This window comes from Parafrankia irregularis (assembly GCF_001536285.1).
Taxonomy (GTDB): domain Bacteria; phylum Actinomycetota; class Actinomycetes; order Frankiales; family Frankiaceae; genus Parafrankia; species Parafrankia irregularis.
Map to the genome: position 1 here is coordinate 48,898 of NZ_FAOZ01000042.1, position 15,822 is coordinate 64,719.

Genomic DNA, 15,822 nt, shown 5'->3' on the forward strand with positions numbered 1-15,822 from the left:
GCTCCACAGGCCGGCTGGCGGGCCCGCGATCCGCCGGCACGGGATGGCGGAGCGTGACCGCAGCTCGGATCAGCCGGCGCCCCGCCACGACACCGACGGCTCGGCGGCACCGAGTCGTCGGCCGGGGACCCTGGGACCATCGGACTCGCCTCTAGATTGCTAGCATGCTAGGGTAGCGACCGTGGGCGACGAGGACGTCAAGCAGTTCAACGTGTACCTGCCGATCGGGCTGATCAAACAGGTCAAACACCATGCCGTCGAGTCGGGGCTGTCCCTCTCGGCGCTCGTCGCCGAGGCCTTGCGCGCCTACCTCGACGACGCCCGCGGGCAGCGACCGCAGTGAGCCTTTTCCGTCCCATGATCCACGGTCACCGGATGCACAGGTCCGGATCGACGACGGAAAAGGCCCAGTCATCTGGATCGGAGACCTGACATGACGACCGAAGGAATCGAAGCCGTCTTCCTGGAGACCCACAACTGGGGCAGGGCGGCAGGATTCTTCCAGGCACTGGGTTTCAGGCTGGAGTTCGACACCGGCCACAACTCCGGCCAGCTTCGCAACGGCGACGGCCCCTACGTCTTCATCGCGGAGATTCCCGAAGCCCGGGAGCTCCAGGCGCCGCGCATCGTGCTGAAGGTGCCTGACGCGGACGCATTCCAGCCCGACCCCGCCGTCGAGGTCGTCACCCCGTTCGAGGACACCCACTGGGGCACCAGGGAGATGACCGTCCGTGACCCCGACGGGCGCCTCTGGAGTCTCCAGGCCCCCGGCGGAGCTGACCTGGGAGACGCGAACGCATGACAGGCGCAGGCCCGCGCAGCAGCGCACCGGATAGCACCGCGCCGGACAGCACCGCGCCGGACAGCGCCGCGCCGGACAGCGCCGCGCCGGACAGCGCCGCGCCGGACAGCACCGCCGTTCGCGTCGCCCTCTGGCGGGCGATGCACGTCCAGGTCGACTCGCCACCGCACGTCCTCGCCGACGAGATCGGCCTGAAGCTGGCCGCCCCCGACGGCGACTGGCGCGCCCGGCCGGACATGGACCCGCGGGCCACCAGCGGATTCCGGGCGTCGATCGTGGCCCGCGCGCGTCTCATCCAGGACCTCGTCGCCGAGGAAGCAGCCCAGGGCGTCGACCAGTACGTCGTTCTCGGCGCCGGTCTGGACACGTTCGTCCAGCGCGAGCCGGAGATCGCCGCCCGCCTGACCGTGTACGAGGTCGACCAGCCCGGCCCCCAGGCGTGGAAGCGCCAGCGCCTGATCGACCTGGGCTACGGCATCCCGGACGGGCTGCGCCTGGTCCCCGTCGACCTTGAGACGGACGGGGACTGGCCCGCGCACCTGGCCGCCGCCGGTTTCGACGCCACGCGGCCAGCCGTCGTCGCCTCGACCGGCGTGACCATGTATCTGTCCAAGGAGGCCACCGCCGCCACCCTGCGCCAGATCGCCGGACTCGCCCCCGGCTCGACGGTCGCGATGACGTTTCTGCTGCCGCCCGAGCTGCTCACCGATGACGCCGACCGTGCCGGGCTCGCCGCGTCCAGGAAAGGCGCGCAGGCCTCGAACACCCCGTTCATCAGCTTCTACACACCCGGCGAGATGCTCGCGATGGCCCGCAAGGCAGGTTTCCAGGACGTCAACCACATATCGGGCACGGTGCTCGCCGAGCGCTACTTCACCGGCCGTACCGACGGCCTGCGCCCATCGAGCGGAGAGGACGTCCTGGTAGCCAGCACCTGAACCCGCTTTCACCTCAGGCCCCGCGCGCCCTTGGCAGCGGCTTCATCCGCCTCCGCCCCTGCCCACGCTCTACGGAGCGCAGTCCGCCTCAGGGAGCAGGCGGTCGACGAGATCCCGCGCGACAGCGTCCGCGGCGGAATCGGGGTCGATCGAGACGGTGAGGCGGTCGAGCATCAGGCCGTCGATCGCGTAGTGGAACAGCGCGATGTCAGCGGCGTCGCCGGGCAGTCCGGCCGCGGTGTTGAAGGCGACGTCCGCGGCGAAGGCGTCCCGGAACCAGGGGGTGAGGCGCTGCGCGACCTCGGGGCGACGGGCTGCCTCCAATCGCAGCTCGAACAGGGCGATGGTCAGGTCGCGGTGGGTGTTCATCCGTCGGACGATGTCGCTGATGTAGTCGGCGAACAGCTCTCGCGAGGGCTCGCGCCTGCCCAGGCGTTCCAGGACCGCCGGCTCCGGCGCCAGCCGTTCACCGATCCGGCGGACGATCCCGTCGAACAGGTCGGCGCGCGAGCGGAAGTAGTTGGACGAGGTGCCGATCGGGACGCCGGCCTCGCGGTCAACCGCTCGATGGGTGAGACCTCGGGCGCCTTCCCGTGCCAGGACGGCGAGTCCGGCGTCAGCAAGTTCCGTGCGTCGTTCGTTGTTGCGGGCCACGACAAGGAGGGTAGCGCCAACCACGACACCTGTCGTACAGTTCAACCACGACAGGTGCAGTGGAAAGGGGATTCATGCGCGAGCTCGTCTACTACGTCGCGGTCTCGCTCGACGGTCGAATCGCGGCGCCAGACGGCGACTTCTCGGCGTTCCCGACCTCCGGCGACCACATGGACTGGATCTTCCGGGAATACGCGGACACACTGCCGGCGCCCGCGCTGACAGCTCTCGGGCTGACCGCCGACAACTCCCGCTTCACGACCGTGCTGATGGGCTGGGAGACCTACGACGTAGGCCGCCGGGTCGGCCTGATCGACCCCTACCCACACCTGGAGCAGGTCGTCTTCACCCGTCGCCACGCGAACGAGCGGGTTCCGGCGAACGTCCGTCTGGTCTCGTCCGACCCGGTAGCAGAGGTGGAACGGCTACGCAGGCGAGATGGGGGGAACATCTGGCTCTGCGGGGGTGGCACGCTCGCGAACGCACTGGCCGAGCAGATCGACCGGCTGGTGCTGAAGGTGAACCCGGTCGTTCTCGGCGCGGGAATCTCGCTGTTCGAGGGCGACTGCCGGCCGCGTCCGGCGCGGCTGGTCGCATCCACCGCCTTCGACTCCGGGGTCGTCGTCAACGAGTACGACCTGCGCCGTTCGGCGTAGACGAACCGGCGACGACGACACCCGGGCGGTGCCCGACGGCGGCCAGGCGGCGTCGGCCAGGCGGTGTCGGCCAGGCGGTGTCGGCCGATCCTCGGCCACGTACCTCCTGGCCCGGGCCAGTCGCCCCCGGGGGCAGCGGCCTGGAGGTCATCGCTCGCCTGTGGCCTGGGTGGTGGGTGGTGTGGAGCGTTCCGGCCGGCGCGGAGCGGGGATTATGGCGCCGACGCCCGCGCCGGGACCGTCTCACAGGCGTCACCCTGGGCACCCGCCAGGCGCGCGGCGGCGATCATGGCATCGAGCGCGTCGCGAGCCGCGAGCAGGTCATCGATGGCGGCGCTGATGCGGTCACGATCCTCAACCAGGATGGGAGCCAGGTCCTCGCAGACGGGCACGAGCTTCTCACCATCCTCGATCATGCAGGGCAGTACCTCGGCGATCGTCGTCGTGTTCAGGCCCGTGGCGAGAAGCATTCGAATCTGGCGGACCGTGCGGACGTCGGCCTCCAGGTATTCGCGGTATCCGCTCGGCCGCCGTACCGGTCGAAGAAGATCTCGTTCCTCGTAGTAGCGAAGCATGCGTTCGCTGACACCGGCTCGCCGGGCGAGCTCCCCAATCCGCACGTGACCCTCACCACCGATCCTTGACTCTCACATCGATGTCAGACCCTACGGTGATCGACATGACAATACTCGACTCGACCAGTGACGATCAGTACCGCGTGACCGTGCTCGGTATCGGTCGCATGGGCACCGCACTGGGCAGGGCGCTTCTGGCCGCTCATCACCGGGTGACCGTCTGGAACCGCACTCCGTCCAAGGCCGACGACCTTGTCGACATGGGCGCGGTACGCGCGGAGACGGCCGCCGCCGCAATAGCGGCGAGCCCCATAACCATCGTCTGTGTGGCGGACTATGACGGGGTTCAGAACGTGTTGGGCGCCGGGAGCGCCCTGCTGCCCGGACACACCGTGGTCAACCTCACCACTGGGACGCCCGAGGATGCTCGCGCGATGGCAACGTGGGTCACCGGACGCGGCGCGGATTACCTGGACGGGGCGATGATGGCCGTCCCCCAGTCTGTCGCCACGCCCAGCGCCTTCTTCTTGTACAGCGGCTCCCAACATGCCTTCGACCACCATCGGCATACGCTGGACGCCCTGGCAACCAGCCACTACCTCGGTGAAGACCCTTCAGCGGCGGAGCTGTGGGACCTCGCCCTGCTCGGCAGCGGATACGCGGCCCTCACCGGTTTCCTCCACAGCCTCGCGCTGCTCGGCACCGCGAATGTCTCGCCGTCCCGGTTCGTGCCCCTGGTTTCGCGATGGCTGTCCGGGCTGACCGAGTACATGTCCGAGCTGGCGCGGGAAATCGAGTCCGGTGACTATTCGACCGGTGTTTCACCGGTTGGCATGAACCAGGTCGCGGTTGAGAACCTGACCCGCCTCAGCGAAGATCTCGGCATCGACTCCGAAGTGCACCGTCCACTCCAGGCCCTGCTTGGTCGTCATGTCGCGCAGGGCCACGGCCACGAGAGCTTCTCCAGCTTGTTCAAACTCATGCAAAAACGTCCGTGACCACCCCGAACAGACAGATCCGCCCTCCCGACAGGTGGCGATGCTGCTCCACCAACCGTCAATGACGCCCGCAGCGGAAAGGACGCGTGACGGGCGAAGCAGAAGCCAGGTCTTCCGTGGCGGCCTTGGAGCTGACGGGCGGGACACTGATTCCGATCCGGGTCATGAGGCGCCGAGGGCCCGTCGGTGCCTCATGACCCAGGACTGGAAACTGGTGGGAGGACGGCCCAGGACAGCGGCCACATCGTCGGTCAGGATGGCATTGTGGCCGGCGCGGACCCAGGCGGCGCCGGTAATGATCATATCGACGGCGGATCTGTCCATCCCGGCTGCGAGCATCTCGTCGGCTGCCCGCTCAGGACTTACTGCGACGGTGTCGATCCGGCGTCCCACCGCCCGCGACAGGCAGGTCACCTGTTCGGTCATGGTCAGCAGCTCTGGTCCCGTCAGTGTGTAGATCCTGCCGATGTGCGTCGACGACAGGAGGGCCTCGACCGCGACGGCGGCGACATCATGGGGATCGACGACTCCGTGCCGGCCTGGTCCGGTGAGATCGAGCACGGGCCGCCCCTGGTCGGCAGCCTCGACCCAGCGCAGGGCGTTCGAAGCGAAGCTGGACGGGCGCAGAATCGTCCACGCCATACCGCTGTCGCGCACCGCTCGCTCGGCCGCCAGGTGCGATGCACCGACCACATCGGCGCCGATCTTTTCACCTGTGCCGATCGCGGACAGTTTCACCACCTTGCGCACTCCCGCCGATCGCGCTGCGTCGATTATGGCCAGGTCGTGGCGCGTGGTTGGTGAGGCCGGTGCGGTGAGCAGGAACATCGTCCGGACCGTGGCCACCGCTTGGCGCAGCGACGCGGGTTCGTCGAAATCCGCCCGGACGACCTCCACTCCCGAACGCGTCGATATCTTTTCCGGGTCACGCGTCACGGCGCGGACCCGCTGTCCGCGGACCGTCAGGATGTCGAGCACCTTGCTGCCTATGGTGCCGGTGGCACCGGTTACCAGGATCACGGGCATGACGATGTCCGGCCGGACGCCGGCGCGGCTAGGAAGTTTCGGCAAACCACTGCGGTGCGCGGTCGCCTACGGTAGGAACCGTGTTTCTCGACGAACGTTCGATACCGATATCGGGTGCGCTTCGCCGGTGGGTCTCCGATATCAGCATCACGACGCTGCCCTTCCACGAGCACGAGCGCACGGTCGTCGAGCCGCCGGATCATTCCGCCGCGCTGGCCCTGCGCATCTTCCCGGGCAGGCACAGCGACCTGGTGATCATGGGGCCCCGAACACGCGCGCTCTACCATGTCGGCGAGCCGGGTCCGTTCTGTGTCAGGGCCAGGATCCGACCCGGCCACGCCGCCGCTCCGTGGCTGGCCTTCGCGACCGTGCTGTCCCGCTGAGCGAACTGTGGGGCGAGCCTGGCGCCCGGCTCGCGAAGGAACTCGCTGGCGTCGGTTCCGATCCCACCAGGATCGAGGAAGGGTTGCTGCTCGGACGGATCGAGCAGGCGTTCACAAGCACGCTCTCCGCCGTGGCGCCCCGGCATCAGGCCCGCGGCGACCTGGCGAGCCGTGCAAGCCAACTACTGACCGGCTGCGGCGCCACAGACGGTGGACCGGAACAGGTGTCCGCCACTGCGACTCGGCTCCATGTGAGCGAACGCAGCCTGCGGCGGTCCGTTGTGATCCGCACCGCCCCACCACTGACGCCATTGCCTGGCGGACGTCTGAGTGAAGTTCGACTTGCCCGTATGAAGCTAGTGGAGCTAGCATCATACGTGTCATGTTGTGGCGACTGGATCCGAATGAAGGCGCGCTCGGCGCGCAGATCGAGGCGAACGTGCGACGCGCGATCCTCGAAGGAACACTGACGGAAGGCGAACGGCTACCTACCGCGGCGGACCTCGCGGCCACGCTGGGCGTGAACGCGAACACCGTGCTCACGGCATACCGCGCGCTGCGCCACGAGGGGCTGCTGGAGTTCCGACGCGGACGCGGCGTGACCGTCCGCGCCGGCCACACCGATCAGCACGTGATTCTCGACGCCGTGCGGCGACTGGTCGAGGTCGGGCAGACCTACGGTTATTCGACCAGCCAGCTGGCCGAGCTGGTCAGGCGCGCATGAGCAGCGAAGACGTCTACACGAGTGTCGTCACGGGCTGGCGGAGCGCGTTCGCAGGAGTAGTCGGCTCGATGTGCGTCACCGCCGTAGCACTGGGCCTCGCAGGCATTTCGGGGCCGACCTTCGAGGCCGCGCTCGGTGCGATCGCGGTCGTCAGCGCCGGGCTTGCCGGCCGTCTCGCGACCGCGCGACTGCTGATCTCAGGCGACGGCGTACGTGTCGGTGCCGGCCTGCGCGGACGGGCGCGTTGGATTCCACGCGAACGCATCGCGAGCATCGGGACGGCACACCTGTCGTGGCCCGCCGTGTTCGGAGTCGGGCTGCCGCTGTCGCGGCTGATGACCCGCCTCACCGTGCGTCCCGGCCCCACCGTCACGCTGAGCCTGACCTCCGGCGAACGCCTGTGGATCAGCGCCGCGAACCCGGCCTCCGCCGCGGCACTCCTCGCCGCGTTCGGAGTCCCCAGCACAGCAGGAGGTGAACCGTCAATCATGACCAACCGACGGCCCTGGTTCGGGCCCAAGCGCATCGGCTGGGGCTACCGCCCCGTGACCTGGCAGGGCTGGGCACTCACCCTGTCCCTCGCCGTCCTCGTAGTCGCGCTCAGCATCGTTCTCGGAAGCTGACGCCGGCCCGGGAGCCTCCGTCGGTATCCCCCGCCGGGTTGCCCTCGGCGCCTGGTGACGTCGCCACCAGGCTCATCCAGTGGAGGCCGGCCGGTCGGATCCATACATTGACGCATGGGACCCACGTAACCGGGAGGCCGCCGATGACGGTGGCTGGAGCGGTAGCAGGTGTCGGTCTGGCGCTCGCCGGGTTCCTGCACTGCGTATGGGTGTTCTCCACATGGCCGCTGTCCAGCCGTGACGAGTACGCCAGGGTGGTCGTGGGCGTCGAGGACGAAACCCGGGCACCCTCAGCTCCCTTGACCCTGACCGTCGCGCTGCTCCTGCTGACGGCGTCCTATCTGGTCGCGGCGCGTTCCGACCTGATGCCATCTGGCGGTCCGGCGTGGATTACCGACGTCGGCGCGTGGGTCATCGCCGTGGTGCTGCTGATCCGAGGCATTGGCGGGCTCGTCGTGTCCGGGTTCGGTCTCGGCGAGATGCCGCCGGAGTTCGCACGCTGGAACCTGCGCATCTACTCCCCGCTGTGTCTGGTTCTCGGCGTGCTGGCCACCGCCTGCGCCCTGGGCTAGCAGGTCATGGACGGCTCACCCGGAGTAGCCGAGCCGCACCCGACGCCCGGCGACCAGGCCGAGTTCTCGGGACGGACGACAGGTCCCTTGGCGGCGCTTCGAGCAGCGCGGAGAGTCGCTATGCCGCGCTTATGAGTACGTGTACTCATGACCGATGTCGAGGTGGCGGATGTACTCGACCGTATGAGGCACATCAGGGCACATATCGCACCGGTCACCGTGGCGGCGGCCATGACGGCGTGCGGGCTGGTCGCCGGATGTGACCGCGCCCCGGACACGACGGCCGCTCCGCTGCCGCCGAAGGTGTCCGCGCCGGCCACCCTCGCGGCCGACGGCACGGTTCCATGGGTGGACGAGCCGGCGGCCGACTCCGAGTTCACCCGGCCGGCGCGCCTCCGCTGGACCATCACGACGGACCGTCACTGCCAGGCCTCCGACCTTGCCGCCGTCCTCCCCGCCTGGCAGGACCGGACCCCACACGTCGCCCCAGGTGCCGACGACCAGGAGTCGCGCGCCATCCGGCGGGCCGGTCCGTACGGCCTGATGGGCACGGTTGAGGCCACGAACATCTCGACGCAGCCCTGCACGCTGTCCGGGCGCAGCGACGCCCAACTGCTGGTCGACGACCAGCCAGCCCGAGTCGAGGTGAGCAACGCCATCGACGAGCAGGGCGAATTGCGGATCACCCAGGTCAATCCCGGCGAGCGCGCCGGGCTGCGCCTCGACTGGTCGCCCCCTTACTGCGGCTCCCGCGGCCGGCAGGCCCTACGGCTCACCCTGCCGCACGGCGGCGGAACACTGACGGCATCCGTCACAGCGGCCTCCGCACCGCCGTGCTCCTCCAGCGAGATCCACCCCGAACTGCGCACGTTCCTGTCGGTCGGGGCATGGGACGAGCTCAATCCGGTCACCGTTCCCCACTACGCGCTCACCGGCCTGACCGCGACCCTGGTGAGCCCCACGGCGATGACGGCTCCGGTCGGCGCGACGATCGACTACGTGATCAGGCTGACGAACCCGGCCGACGCGCCGATGGACCTCCACGGCGTCGTCTACGGCCAGGAACTCTTCTCCCTGGGCGACGCCACCCGGGACGCGGTGAACACCAGGTCCACCTACCGCCTCAACACTCGGCCCGTACCCGTCCTCGCAGCGAAAGCCAGCCAGAACTTCCGTTTCCGGGTCACCCTGCCCGCGGCCATCACCCAAGGCCGCGAACTCAGCGTCTCCTGGCGGCCGGGCGGTCCCGAGGTGGAGCCCGCCGGAACATATGTGTCCTTCACCGTCACCGCCCGATGAACACCCGAGTCACGAGAATGACAGAGCGCACGCGAATTGTGCGCCGGGCAGCAGCATGGTCCCCGGCCGATCCGCCGACGGTGTCGGGCCATGACACCGGAAAAGGTGGGTCACGACCTGCGAGGAGCTGCCGTGAACCTGGTACGTGTGACTGGAGGACGCCGAGCGGGAATGGTGGGCGCGTCCTGCCGGGTCGCCGTCGCCGGCTCCGCACTGGCCTTCCTGCTGGGCGCCTGCGGGGGCTCCGACGGTACGGACACGGATGTCGCTGTCACGCCCAATCCGTCAGCTCCGGTGACCACGACGGCGGCCGGCGCGGACCACTCGTCCTCCTACGGATCGCACCCGGCGACCACGACGGCCCCGGCCGCGGATTCGGGGAGCCCGACGGCGGGCGGCGCGCCGAACGCCACGACCGTGACCATCGAGAACTTCGCGTTCAGCCCGAAGACCCCGACATTCAAAGTGGGGCAGACGATAACCGTCGTCAACAACGACAGCGCACCACACACGTGGACGTCCGAAGCCGGCGGCTTCGACACCGGCACGCTCGAGAAGGGCCAGCGCGCTACGGTCACCCTGAGCAAGGCGGGAACCTTCACGGTGATCTGCAAGATCCACCCGTCGATGACCGGAACGGTGACAGTCACAGCCTGACGCCGTGGCCTGACGACCCCGGCGCCCACCGCCACCCCGCGCCGCAGGCGACTGACGCAGTCGTCCGAGACAGCTCCACCGGTAGGAAACCGACCACAGCGCGATGGCGGAGCGGCGAAGGTTCCCCGGCCCTGCTGCTGCGACCCGTCAGGTCGAGGTCCTTCGTACGGCGGATGTCATGACGGCGTGGCGGTGGTGAAGGCGGGACACAGGCGCCTGCGGACCATCCCGTGGAAAGCTGCCCCTGTGCCGGCCTTGCGCGAACTGGCCGAACAGACGCCGCCATCCCGGGAGCGGTACGTCGACCTGCTGCGCGCCATCTCGATCCTGCTGGTCGTCCTCGGCCACTGGCTGGTCAGCGTGATCACCCACGACAGGAACGGGCAGCTGACCGGGCATTCGGCGCTCGAGTCGATGACGTGGATGTACCCGTTCACCTGGCTGGTCCAGGTAATGCCGCTCTTCTTCATCGCCGGCGGGTACGCCAACGCCGCGTCGCTGGCCGCGCACCGCGGCCGCGGCGGCGGCACGGCCACCTGGCTGCGCGACCGCGGAATCCGCCTCCTGCGGCCCACCACCGTCTTCCTGGTGGTGCTCGCCGTCATCGCGCTGTTCGCCCAGCCGTTGGGCGCCGATCGCAGCCTCGCCCGGCTGGCCGTCTGGTTCGCCACGATCCAGCTGTGGTTCCTGTCCGCGTACCTCGTCGTGGTGCTGCTGACCCCGGCCATGTACTGGCTGCACCAGCGGTTCGGCTGGGCCGTGGTGGTGGTGCTGGTCGTCCTCGTCGCCCTCGGAGACGTTGCCCGGATCAACGGCCATCCCGCACTGGCGAACGGTGGCTACGTCTACGGCTGGCTGGTGATGCACCAGATCGGATTCTTCTGGTGGGACGGCCGGCTGCCCTTCCGGCCGCGGGTGTGGGCACCGCTGTTGTTCGGTGGCCTGGCCACGGTGATGGCGCTGACGCTGGCCGGGCCCTATCCCGTCAGCATGGTGGACGTCTCCGGGAAGGAACCGCACAACGCCTCACCGCCGACCCTGGCCCTGATCGCCGCCACCGCGTTCCAGCTGGGCCTGGTGATGATGCTGCGCGGCCCCGCCGAGCGCTGGCTGCGCCGCCGACGACCCTGGCAGGCCGTGATCGGGGTGAACATGGTCGTTTTCACCCTCTTCCTGTGGCACATGTGCGCCGTGCTGCTACTCGTCGGCCTGCTCAACGCCCTGGACGCGCTGCCGACCCCGACGGCGGGCACCTTCTCCTGGTGGCTCTGGCGGCTTCCCTGGTTCCTCATGCTCACGGTGATCATGACCGGGTTGGTGGCGGTGTTCGGCCGCATCGAGATTCGCGGCCGGCGTCCGGCACCCGGCCGGCTGCCGCTGTGGCCGGCACGCCGGCCCGCGAGCCCGGTCCGATGCCTCGTGCTCACCGTGGCCGCCTACACCGGGGCCCTCGCCGGGCTGATCAGCAACAACGTGGCTCCCTCCAGAGCCCACTACCTCGTCGGCATGCCGCTGGGCGGCCTGCTCGCCTACCTTGCCGGGGCAGCCCTGCTCTGGCTGGCACGATAGGCGTGGGCGCGCGGTCGGGTGAGAAGCCGGTGGTCGCTGACTTCAGCCAGAGCGGGGCGCCCGGCCGACACAGCCGACGGCTACTTCTCTCCCTGGTTCCGCCACAAGTCGCTCCGCATCAGCCCGCGCAGGACGTCCACTGCCGCAGGCGGTAGGACCGGGGTGCCATCCTCAGGGTTCCTGGGCATGCGATCGGATTTCGGGTCGACGACTCCAATGGCCAGATCCTTGATCGTCTGGGTGAACGCGTCCACGATCCTGGCGACGCCGGCCAGCGCCGGATCCTGGGCAAGGCCCGAGCGCGCGCCTCCGAGCAGGTGGTCCGGCAGCGACGTCAGCACCCGCAGGGTCTCAGCGCGCAGACTGTCGAGCTCGGGGCCGCCCCGGTCCATCCGACCTCGGTCGAGCAGGGCGAACAGGGCCGGTGAGCCTGGCGGAATGTCGTCGACCCGCTTGCTGATCACGCGGACGAACATGTCGGGGTCAGGCAGGCGGGGCAGCAGGTCGATCGCCGCGAGCAGACGCCGTTCCGGGTCGACTCGGATGATGTCTCCGATCGCCTCCGCCAGTTCCGGGTGCGCGGGCAGCGCCCGGCCGAGCACTGTCAGCGCGGTCACGGCCTGATCCGGCGTGGCCGCCTTCGCGATGGTCTCGGCGAGCGACGGCGACTGGGCCAGCGCCACCGCCGCGATGTGCTCTCCGTAGGCGCTGGGGCACAGCGCCTCGACCGCCCACCGGCCGGCGTACTGGCGACGAAGCTCGTCCAGCAGGCTCCGCAGCTCGCCGGGGCTGGTCTGAAGCAGTTCCGGCAGCATCGCGGCCAGCGCTTCCGCGTCGTCGGCCGAACCGGGACGCAGCAGGGTGACCGCGGTGATGACCTGGGCCGCGAGCCCGGTGCCAGGGCTGGTCGCGGCATCTGCGCCCGCGCCGGCGGGGTTGGGCCACCGTGTCCGTTCGTGCCGGCAGAGTGTCGTCAGCGGGCTCTCCGCTGGCCGCGCGACGGGGGCATCTGGCAGAGCCGCCAGCAATGCCGCCGTGTGCACATCCAGCACCGTGTCCAGGTCCTCGATGTCGGCCCACGGGCCGGCGTCGGGTGCGGCGCTCGTCGCGGCGCCCAGCTCGGCGGCGAACGCGGAGCGGGCGGCAGCGAAGTGAACCTGCCTGGCGTGCGGGCCGGGGGCCAGCGGCGTGATCGTCTGTGGTTCCGCTCGGTCGAACATGCCAGCGACCTGAGTGTCCGGCAGGGCCAGCTCGCGCAGGCCCCGGAGCAGGGCTTCGGTGGCCTGGGTCAGCAGGAGCAGCCGGCTCGCGGTCGACCGGCCCACCAGCGCGCGTGCGATCGCCAATGTTTCATCCGGCCTGAGCTCCGCGTCCTCGATGATCACCAGAGTGGGTGCGCCAGCGGTACGCAGGTATCCCAACCGGGCCGCGCTGAGTGGTGACCCCGATCGGGCCAGGACAGTCAGCCACCCTTTGGCGGTCAGATCCTCGGCGATCTGCATGGCGAGCCGAGTCTTGCCCGAACCAGCTGGGCCGGTCAGCAGGCGAGCCGATTCCCGCTGCCGCTGCGTGGCCCAGGACCGCAGGGCGGCGCGGTCCCCGTTGAGTTCCACAAAGGGCACCACCAGATAGTCGGCGCGTAGCAGAACGCTCGGCGCACAGTCCGCCGCCCGTTCCGGCGGCGGCGCGTCGAAGACCGCACCCGGCCCGCCCTCCCCAGGCGGCGGCCCGCCCGGGCCCGCGGCGGCCGCGCGCGCGAACACCTCGTTGCCGGCAAACCACTCGGCGGCCACCGCCAGCAGGCTGGCCCGGCCATCGCCGACGAAGCGGGCACGCTCGTCCAGGCGAATTCCCGCCGCCAGCACGTGCGAGACCTCGCGCCAGAACTGTTCCGCCGACTCGACGTTCCAGATCGGCTGGCGGCCCCGGCTCACACCGGCCGCCTCGAGGAGCTGGCGAGCCTCGACTCGGCCCGGGCACGCCTCGGCAAGCGCCTTGATCTCCGCGTCCGACAGACGGTCCGGCATGAGACCTCCCAGATCCGGCACCGTCACCGGATGTACCGATCAGTGTCGCACCGTGTCCGGCGCCACCGATCAGACCCCTGCCGGGCATATCGCCCTGATCGGACCGCGGCCGAGTCTCCCCACAGACCGTGCTCGAAAGTCTCGGAAGACTCGGAAGGGCGGAGCAACGTCACCTTGTAACACAAGTGCTACCGTGAATCGGTGGCCGAGATAGGACTTCGTGAGATGCGGCAGAACGCCAGCGAGCTGGTGCGGCGCGCTCAGGCCGGCGAGCAGCTGACCATCACCGTTACCGGCCGACCGGCAGCTGTCCTCGGCCCGGTGGCTCCGCACAGATGGCGGCGCTGGGACGACCTCGCCGACATCTTCTCCCTCCCAGCCGACACGGACTGGCCCAGCGATCGCGATCTCATCGACGACACCGTTGAAGATCCCTGGGAAGCCCGGTGAGTCGCGGCATCCTCGACACCAGCGTTCTGGTCGCCACCGACATCGCGCCGATCCCCGGCGAACTCGCGATCAGCGTCATCAGCATCGCCGAGCTCCACTTCGGCGTCCTGGTCGCCAAGACCTCCGAGGCCCGCGCGAACCGCCTCGCCCGTCTCAGCGCGCTGCAACGACGATTCGACCCCCTGCCCCTCGACGATGCCGTCGCCGACAGCTACGGGCGGCTCGCCGCCCGCGTCGTCGAGATCGGGCGCCAGCCACGTGCCCGAACGATGGACCTCCTGATCGCGGCCACCGCGCACGCTCACCAAGCCAGCGTCTACACCCGCAACGCCGCCGACCTCACCGGCCTCGAAGACCTCATCGAAATCGTGACCATCTAGAACGCACTCCTTTGGCAAACTTCCTAATGAATTAGCAGGTCAGCCGGCCTGTGCCTGGTCACGTCCGGGGGCGTGGTGTACGGAGAGTGACTCCGCGTGATCCTGATGGAAGGTTATGCGGCGAGGGCTTCGGGCGTCACGCTGATCTCGGGTGTGTCGGATGGGTTGTTCGCGGCGTCGACTTTGGCGAGGACTTCCACACCGAAGTAGCGGTGGGTTTCGATCCACTCGTCGTGCTGTTCAGCGAGAACCGCGCCGACGAGACGTATGATGGCTCCGCGGTCGGGGAAGATGCCCACGACGTCGGTGCGTCGCCTGATTTCCTTGTTCAGGCGTTCCTGCGGGTTTGAGGACCAGATCTGCCGCCAGATCTCCCGTGGGTAGGCGGTGAACGCGAGCAGGTCTGCTTTCGCTTCGGAGAGATGTTCCGCGGCACGAGGAAGTTTTTCGGTGAGCCCGTCGACGACCCGGTCGAACTGGACGACGACCTCGTTCGCGTCGGCCTGATCGAAGATTGTTCTCACGACGGTGGCGACCCAGGGCTGCGACGATTTCGGTGTGAGGACGAGGAGGTCTCGCAGGTAGTGGGTACGGCATCTCTGCCACGAGGCGCCGGGCAGGGTCGCTCCGATCGCGTTGACCAGGCCGCGGTGGGCGTCGGAGGTCACCAGGCGCACCCCGGACAGGCCCCGGGCGACCAGGCCGCGGAAGAACGCCAGCCAGCCGGCGCCGTCCTCGCTGCTCACGACGTCCAGGCCGAGGATCTCCCGGTGCCCGTCGCCGTTGACCCCGACGGCGAGCAGACAGTGCACGTTGATCACACGGCCGCCCTCGCGGACCTTCATCGTCAACGCGTCCGCCTGCACGAACCGGTACGGACCGGCGTCCAACGGTCTCGACCGGAACGCCTCGACCTGGCCGTCGAGATGCTTCGCCAGCTCGGACACCTGTGACTTCGAGATGTGCGCCACCCCGAGCTGCTCGACGAGTTTGTCGACCCGGCGGGTGGACACCCCGAGCAGATACGACGTCGCGACGACCGAGATCAGTGCCTGTTCCGCCCGCCGGCGGCGTGTCAGCAGCCATTCCGGGAAGTACGACCCGGCCCGCAGCTTCGGAATCGCGAGATCAAGTGTTCCGGCCCGGGTATCCCACTCGCGCGGCCGGTAACCGTTACGGCGATTCGTGCGATCCGGTGATATCTCGCCGTATTCAGCGCCACAGGCACTGTCCGCCTCGGCGCTCATCAACGCCTCCGCGAACGCCTTCACCATCGAGCCCAGCAGATCAGGACTCGCCGCCAGCAGTTCCTTGCCGAGCCCTTCGGCATCGGTCACAGTCGGACGCACGGCCATCGCGTATCTCCTCATCGAGTCGCTTTCGCAGGTTTCTCGTGAGGATCACGCGGTGGTCGCTCTACGTCACGAACTGCCACGCCGGCGAGTCGCTAGACGATCACGATCCGTACACCACGTCCGTGGACTCCACT

The 15,822-nt window shown here is 69.1% G+C and carries 20 protein-coding genes; 14 read left to right on the top strand and 6 right to left on the bottom strand.

The annotated features are described in order from the left end of the window. Positions 1–181: 181 nt before the first annotated feature. The gene (locus AWX74_RS35195; RefSeq protein ID WP_091285688.1) at positions 182–343 is read left to right on the top strand and encodes a ribbon-helix-helix domain-containing protein; all 162 of its coding nucleotides are present in this window, start codon (positions 182–184) and stop codon (positions 341–343) included. A gap of 90 nt (positions 344–433) precedes the next feature. Next, positions 434–802, top strand: a complete 369-nt coding sequence (locus tag AWX74_RS35200; RefSeq protein ID WP_091285691.1) for a VOC family protein — start codon at positions 434–436, stop codon at positions 800–802. Here AWX74_RS35200 and AWX74_RS42730 read toward each other — a convergent pair. Then, positions 684–1,040, bottom strand: coding sequence for a pentapeptide repeat-containing protein (locus AWX74_RS42730; RefSeq protein WP_479724508.1), 357 nt, complete (start codon positions 1,038–1,040; stop codon positions 684–686). The two genes, AWX74_RS35200 and AWX74_RS42730, sit on opposite strands and share 119 nt — an antisense overlap. Here AWX74_RS42730 and AWX74_RS35210 point away from each other — a divergent pair. Next, positions 943–1,740 carry a class I SAM-dependent methyltransferase gene (locus AWX74_RS35210; protein ID WP_479724509.1) on the top strand — a complete coding sequence of 266 codons (798 nt, stop codon included), beginning with the start codon at positions 943–945 and terminating at the stop codon, positions 1,738–1,740. The genes AWX74_RS42730 and AWX74_RS35210 overlap by 98 nt on opposite strands. Before the next feature lie 69 nt (positions 1,741–1,809). On the opposite strand, the gene AWX74_RS35215 is transcribed toward AWX74_RS35210, so the two are convergent. Then, the gene (locus AWX74_RS35215) at positions 1,810–2,418 is read right to left on the bottom strand and encodes a TetR/AcrR family transcriptional regulator (RefSeq protein WP_207550485.1); all 609 of its coding nucleotides are present in this window, start codon (positions 2,416–2,418) and stop codon (positions 1,810–1,812) included. Between the two features lie 50 nt (positions 2,419–2,468). Between AWX74_RS35215 and AWX74_RS35220 the strand changes: the two genes are divergently transcribed. After that, positions 2,469–3,050 (top strand): dihydrofolate reductase family protein, encoded by a 582-nt coding sequence (locus tag AWX74_RS35220; RefSeq protein WP_091285699.1) that lies wholly within the window; start codon positions 2,469–2,471, stop codon positions 3,048–3,050. Positions 3,051–3,262: 212 nt separating this feature from the next. Here AWX74_RS35220 and AWX74_RS35225 read toward each other — a convergent pair whose 3' ends face one another. Continuing rightward, on the bottom strand, positions 3,263–3,670 hold the full coding sequence (locus AWX74_RS35225; RefSeq protein WP_091285702.1) for a MerR family transcriptional regulator: 408 nt from the start codon (positions 3,668–3,670) through the stop codon (positions 3,263–3,265). A gap of 59 nt (positions 3,671–3,729) precedes the next feature. On the opposite strand from AWX74_RS35225, the gene AWX74_RS35230 reads away from it, so the two are divergent. Next, positions 3,730–4,623: an NAD(P)-dependent oxidoreductase gene (locus AWX74_RS35230; RefSeq protein ID WP_091285765.1), complete on the top strand. Its 894-nt coding sequence runs from the start codon at positions 3,730–3,732 to the stop codon at positions 4,621–4,623. A gap of 162 nt (positions 4,624–4,785) precedes the next feature. Here AWX74_RS35230 and AWX74_RS35235 read toward each other — a convergent pair whose 3' ends face one another. Beyond that, on the bottom strand, positions 4,786–5,649 hold the full coding sequence (locus AWX74_RS35235; protein ID WP_091285707.1) for an NAD(P)H-binding protein: 864 nt from the start codon (positions 5,647–5,649) through the stop codon (positions 4,786–4,788). A gap of 80 nt (positions 5,650–5,729) precedes the next feature. On the opposite strand from AWX74_RS35235, the gene AWX74_RS35240 reads away from it, so the two are divergent. The 7 genes from AWX74_RS35240 (at position 5,730) to AWX74_RS35270 (ending at position 11,476) form a co-directional block, all read left to right on the top strand. Then, positions 5,730–6,032 (top strand): hypothetical protein, encoded by a 303-nt coding sequence (locus AWX74_RS35240; protein ID WP_091285714.1) that lies wholly within the window; start codon positions 5,730–5,732, stop codon positions 6,030–6,032. Positions 6,033–6,414: 382 nt separating this feature from the next. After that, a complete protein-coding gene (locus AWX74_RS35245) occupies positions 6,415–6,756 on the top strand; it encodes a GntR family transcriptional regulator (protein WP_091285721.1) in 342 nt (113 codons plus the stop codon). Continuing rightward, the gene (locus AWX74_RS35250) at positions 6,753–7,379 is read left to right on the top strand and encodes a hypothetical protein (protein ID WP_131799618.1); all 627 of its coding nucleotides are present in this window, start codon (positions 6,753–6,755) and stop codon (positions 7,377–7,379) included. Before AWX74_RS35245 ends, AWX74_RS35250 begins: the two co-directional genes overlap by 4 nt. A gap of 143 nt (positions 7,380–7,522) precedes the next feature. Beyond that, positions 7,523–7,951 carry a DUF3995 domain-containing protein gene (locus AWX74_RS35255; protein ID WP_091285727.1) on the top strand — a complete coding sequence of 143 codons (429 nt, stop codon included), beginning with the start codon at positions 7,523–7,525 and terminating at the stop codon, positions 7,949–7,951. A 147-nt stretch (positions 7,952–8,098) separates the two neighbouring features. Next, positions 8,099–9,250 (top strand): DUF4232 domain-containing protein, encoded by a 1,152-nt coding sequence (locus AWX74_RS35260; RefSeq protein ID WP_091285730.1) that lies wholly within the window; start codon positions 8,099–8,101, stop codon positions 9,248–9,250. Positions 9,251–9,382: 132 nt separating this feature from the next. Continuing rightward, on the top strand, positions 9,383–9,907 hold the full coding sequence (locus tag AWX74_RS35265; protein WP_091285734.1) for a cupredoxin domain-containing protein: 525 nt from the start codon (positions 9,383–9,385) through the stop codon (positions 9,905–9,907). 246 nt (positions 9,908–10,153) lie between these two features. After that, complete coding sequence (locus tag AWX74_RS35270) at positions 10,154–11,476, top strand: acyltransferase family protein (RefSeq protein WP_091285737.1); 1,323 nt, start codon at positions 10,154–10,156, stop codon at positions 11,474–11,476. An 80-nt stretch (positions 11,477–11,556) separates the two neighbouring features. Here AWX74_RS35270 and AWX74_RS35275 read toward each other — a convergent pair whose 3' ends face one another. Further along, positions 11,557–13,503, bottom strand: a complete 1,947-nt coding sequence (locus AWX74_RS35275; RefSeq protein WP_131799619.1) for an effector-associated domain EAD1-containing protein — start codon at positions 13,501–13,503, stop codon at positions 11,557–11,559. 201 nt (positions 13,504–13,704) lie between these two features. Between AWX74_RS35275 and AWX74_RS35280 the strand changes: the two genes are divergently transcribed. Continuing rightward, a complete protein-coding gene (locus tag AWX74_RS35280) occupies positions 13,705–13,953 on the top strand; it encodes a type II toxin-antitoxin system Phd/YefM family antitoxin (protein WP_091285744.1) in 249 nt (82 codons plus the stop codon). Next, positions 13,950–14,333, top strand: coding sequence for a type II toxin-antitoxin system VapC family toxin (locus tag AWX74_RS35285; RefSeq protein WP_091285746.1), 384 nt, complete (start codon positions 13,950–13,952; stop codon positions 14,331–14,333). The genes AWX74_RS35280 and AWX74_RS35285 overlap by 4 nt, the downstream gene beginning before the upstream one ends. Positions 14,334–14,446: 113 nt before the next feature. On the opposite strand, the gene AWX74_RS35290 is transcribed toward AWX74_RS35285, so the two are convergent. Further along, the gene (locus tag AWX74_RS35290) at positions 14,447–15,688 is read right to left on the bottom strand and encodes an IS256 family transposase (protein WP_091278262.1); all 1,242 of its coding nucleotides are present in this window, start codon (positions 15,686–15,688) and stop codon (positions 14,447–14,449) included. Between the last annotated feature and the right edge of the window lie 134 nt (positions 15,689–15,822).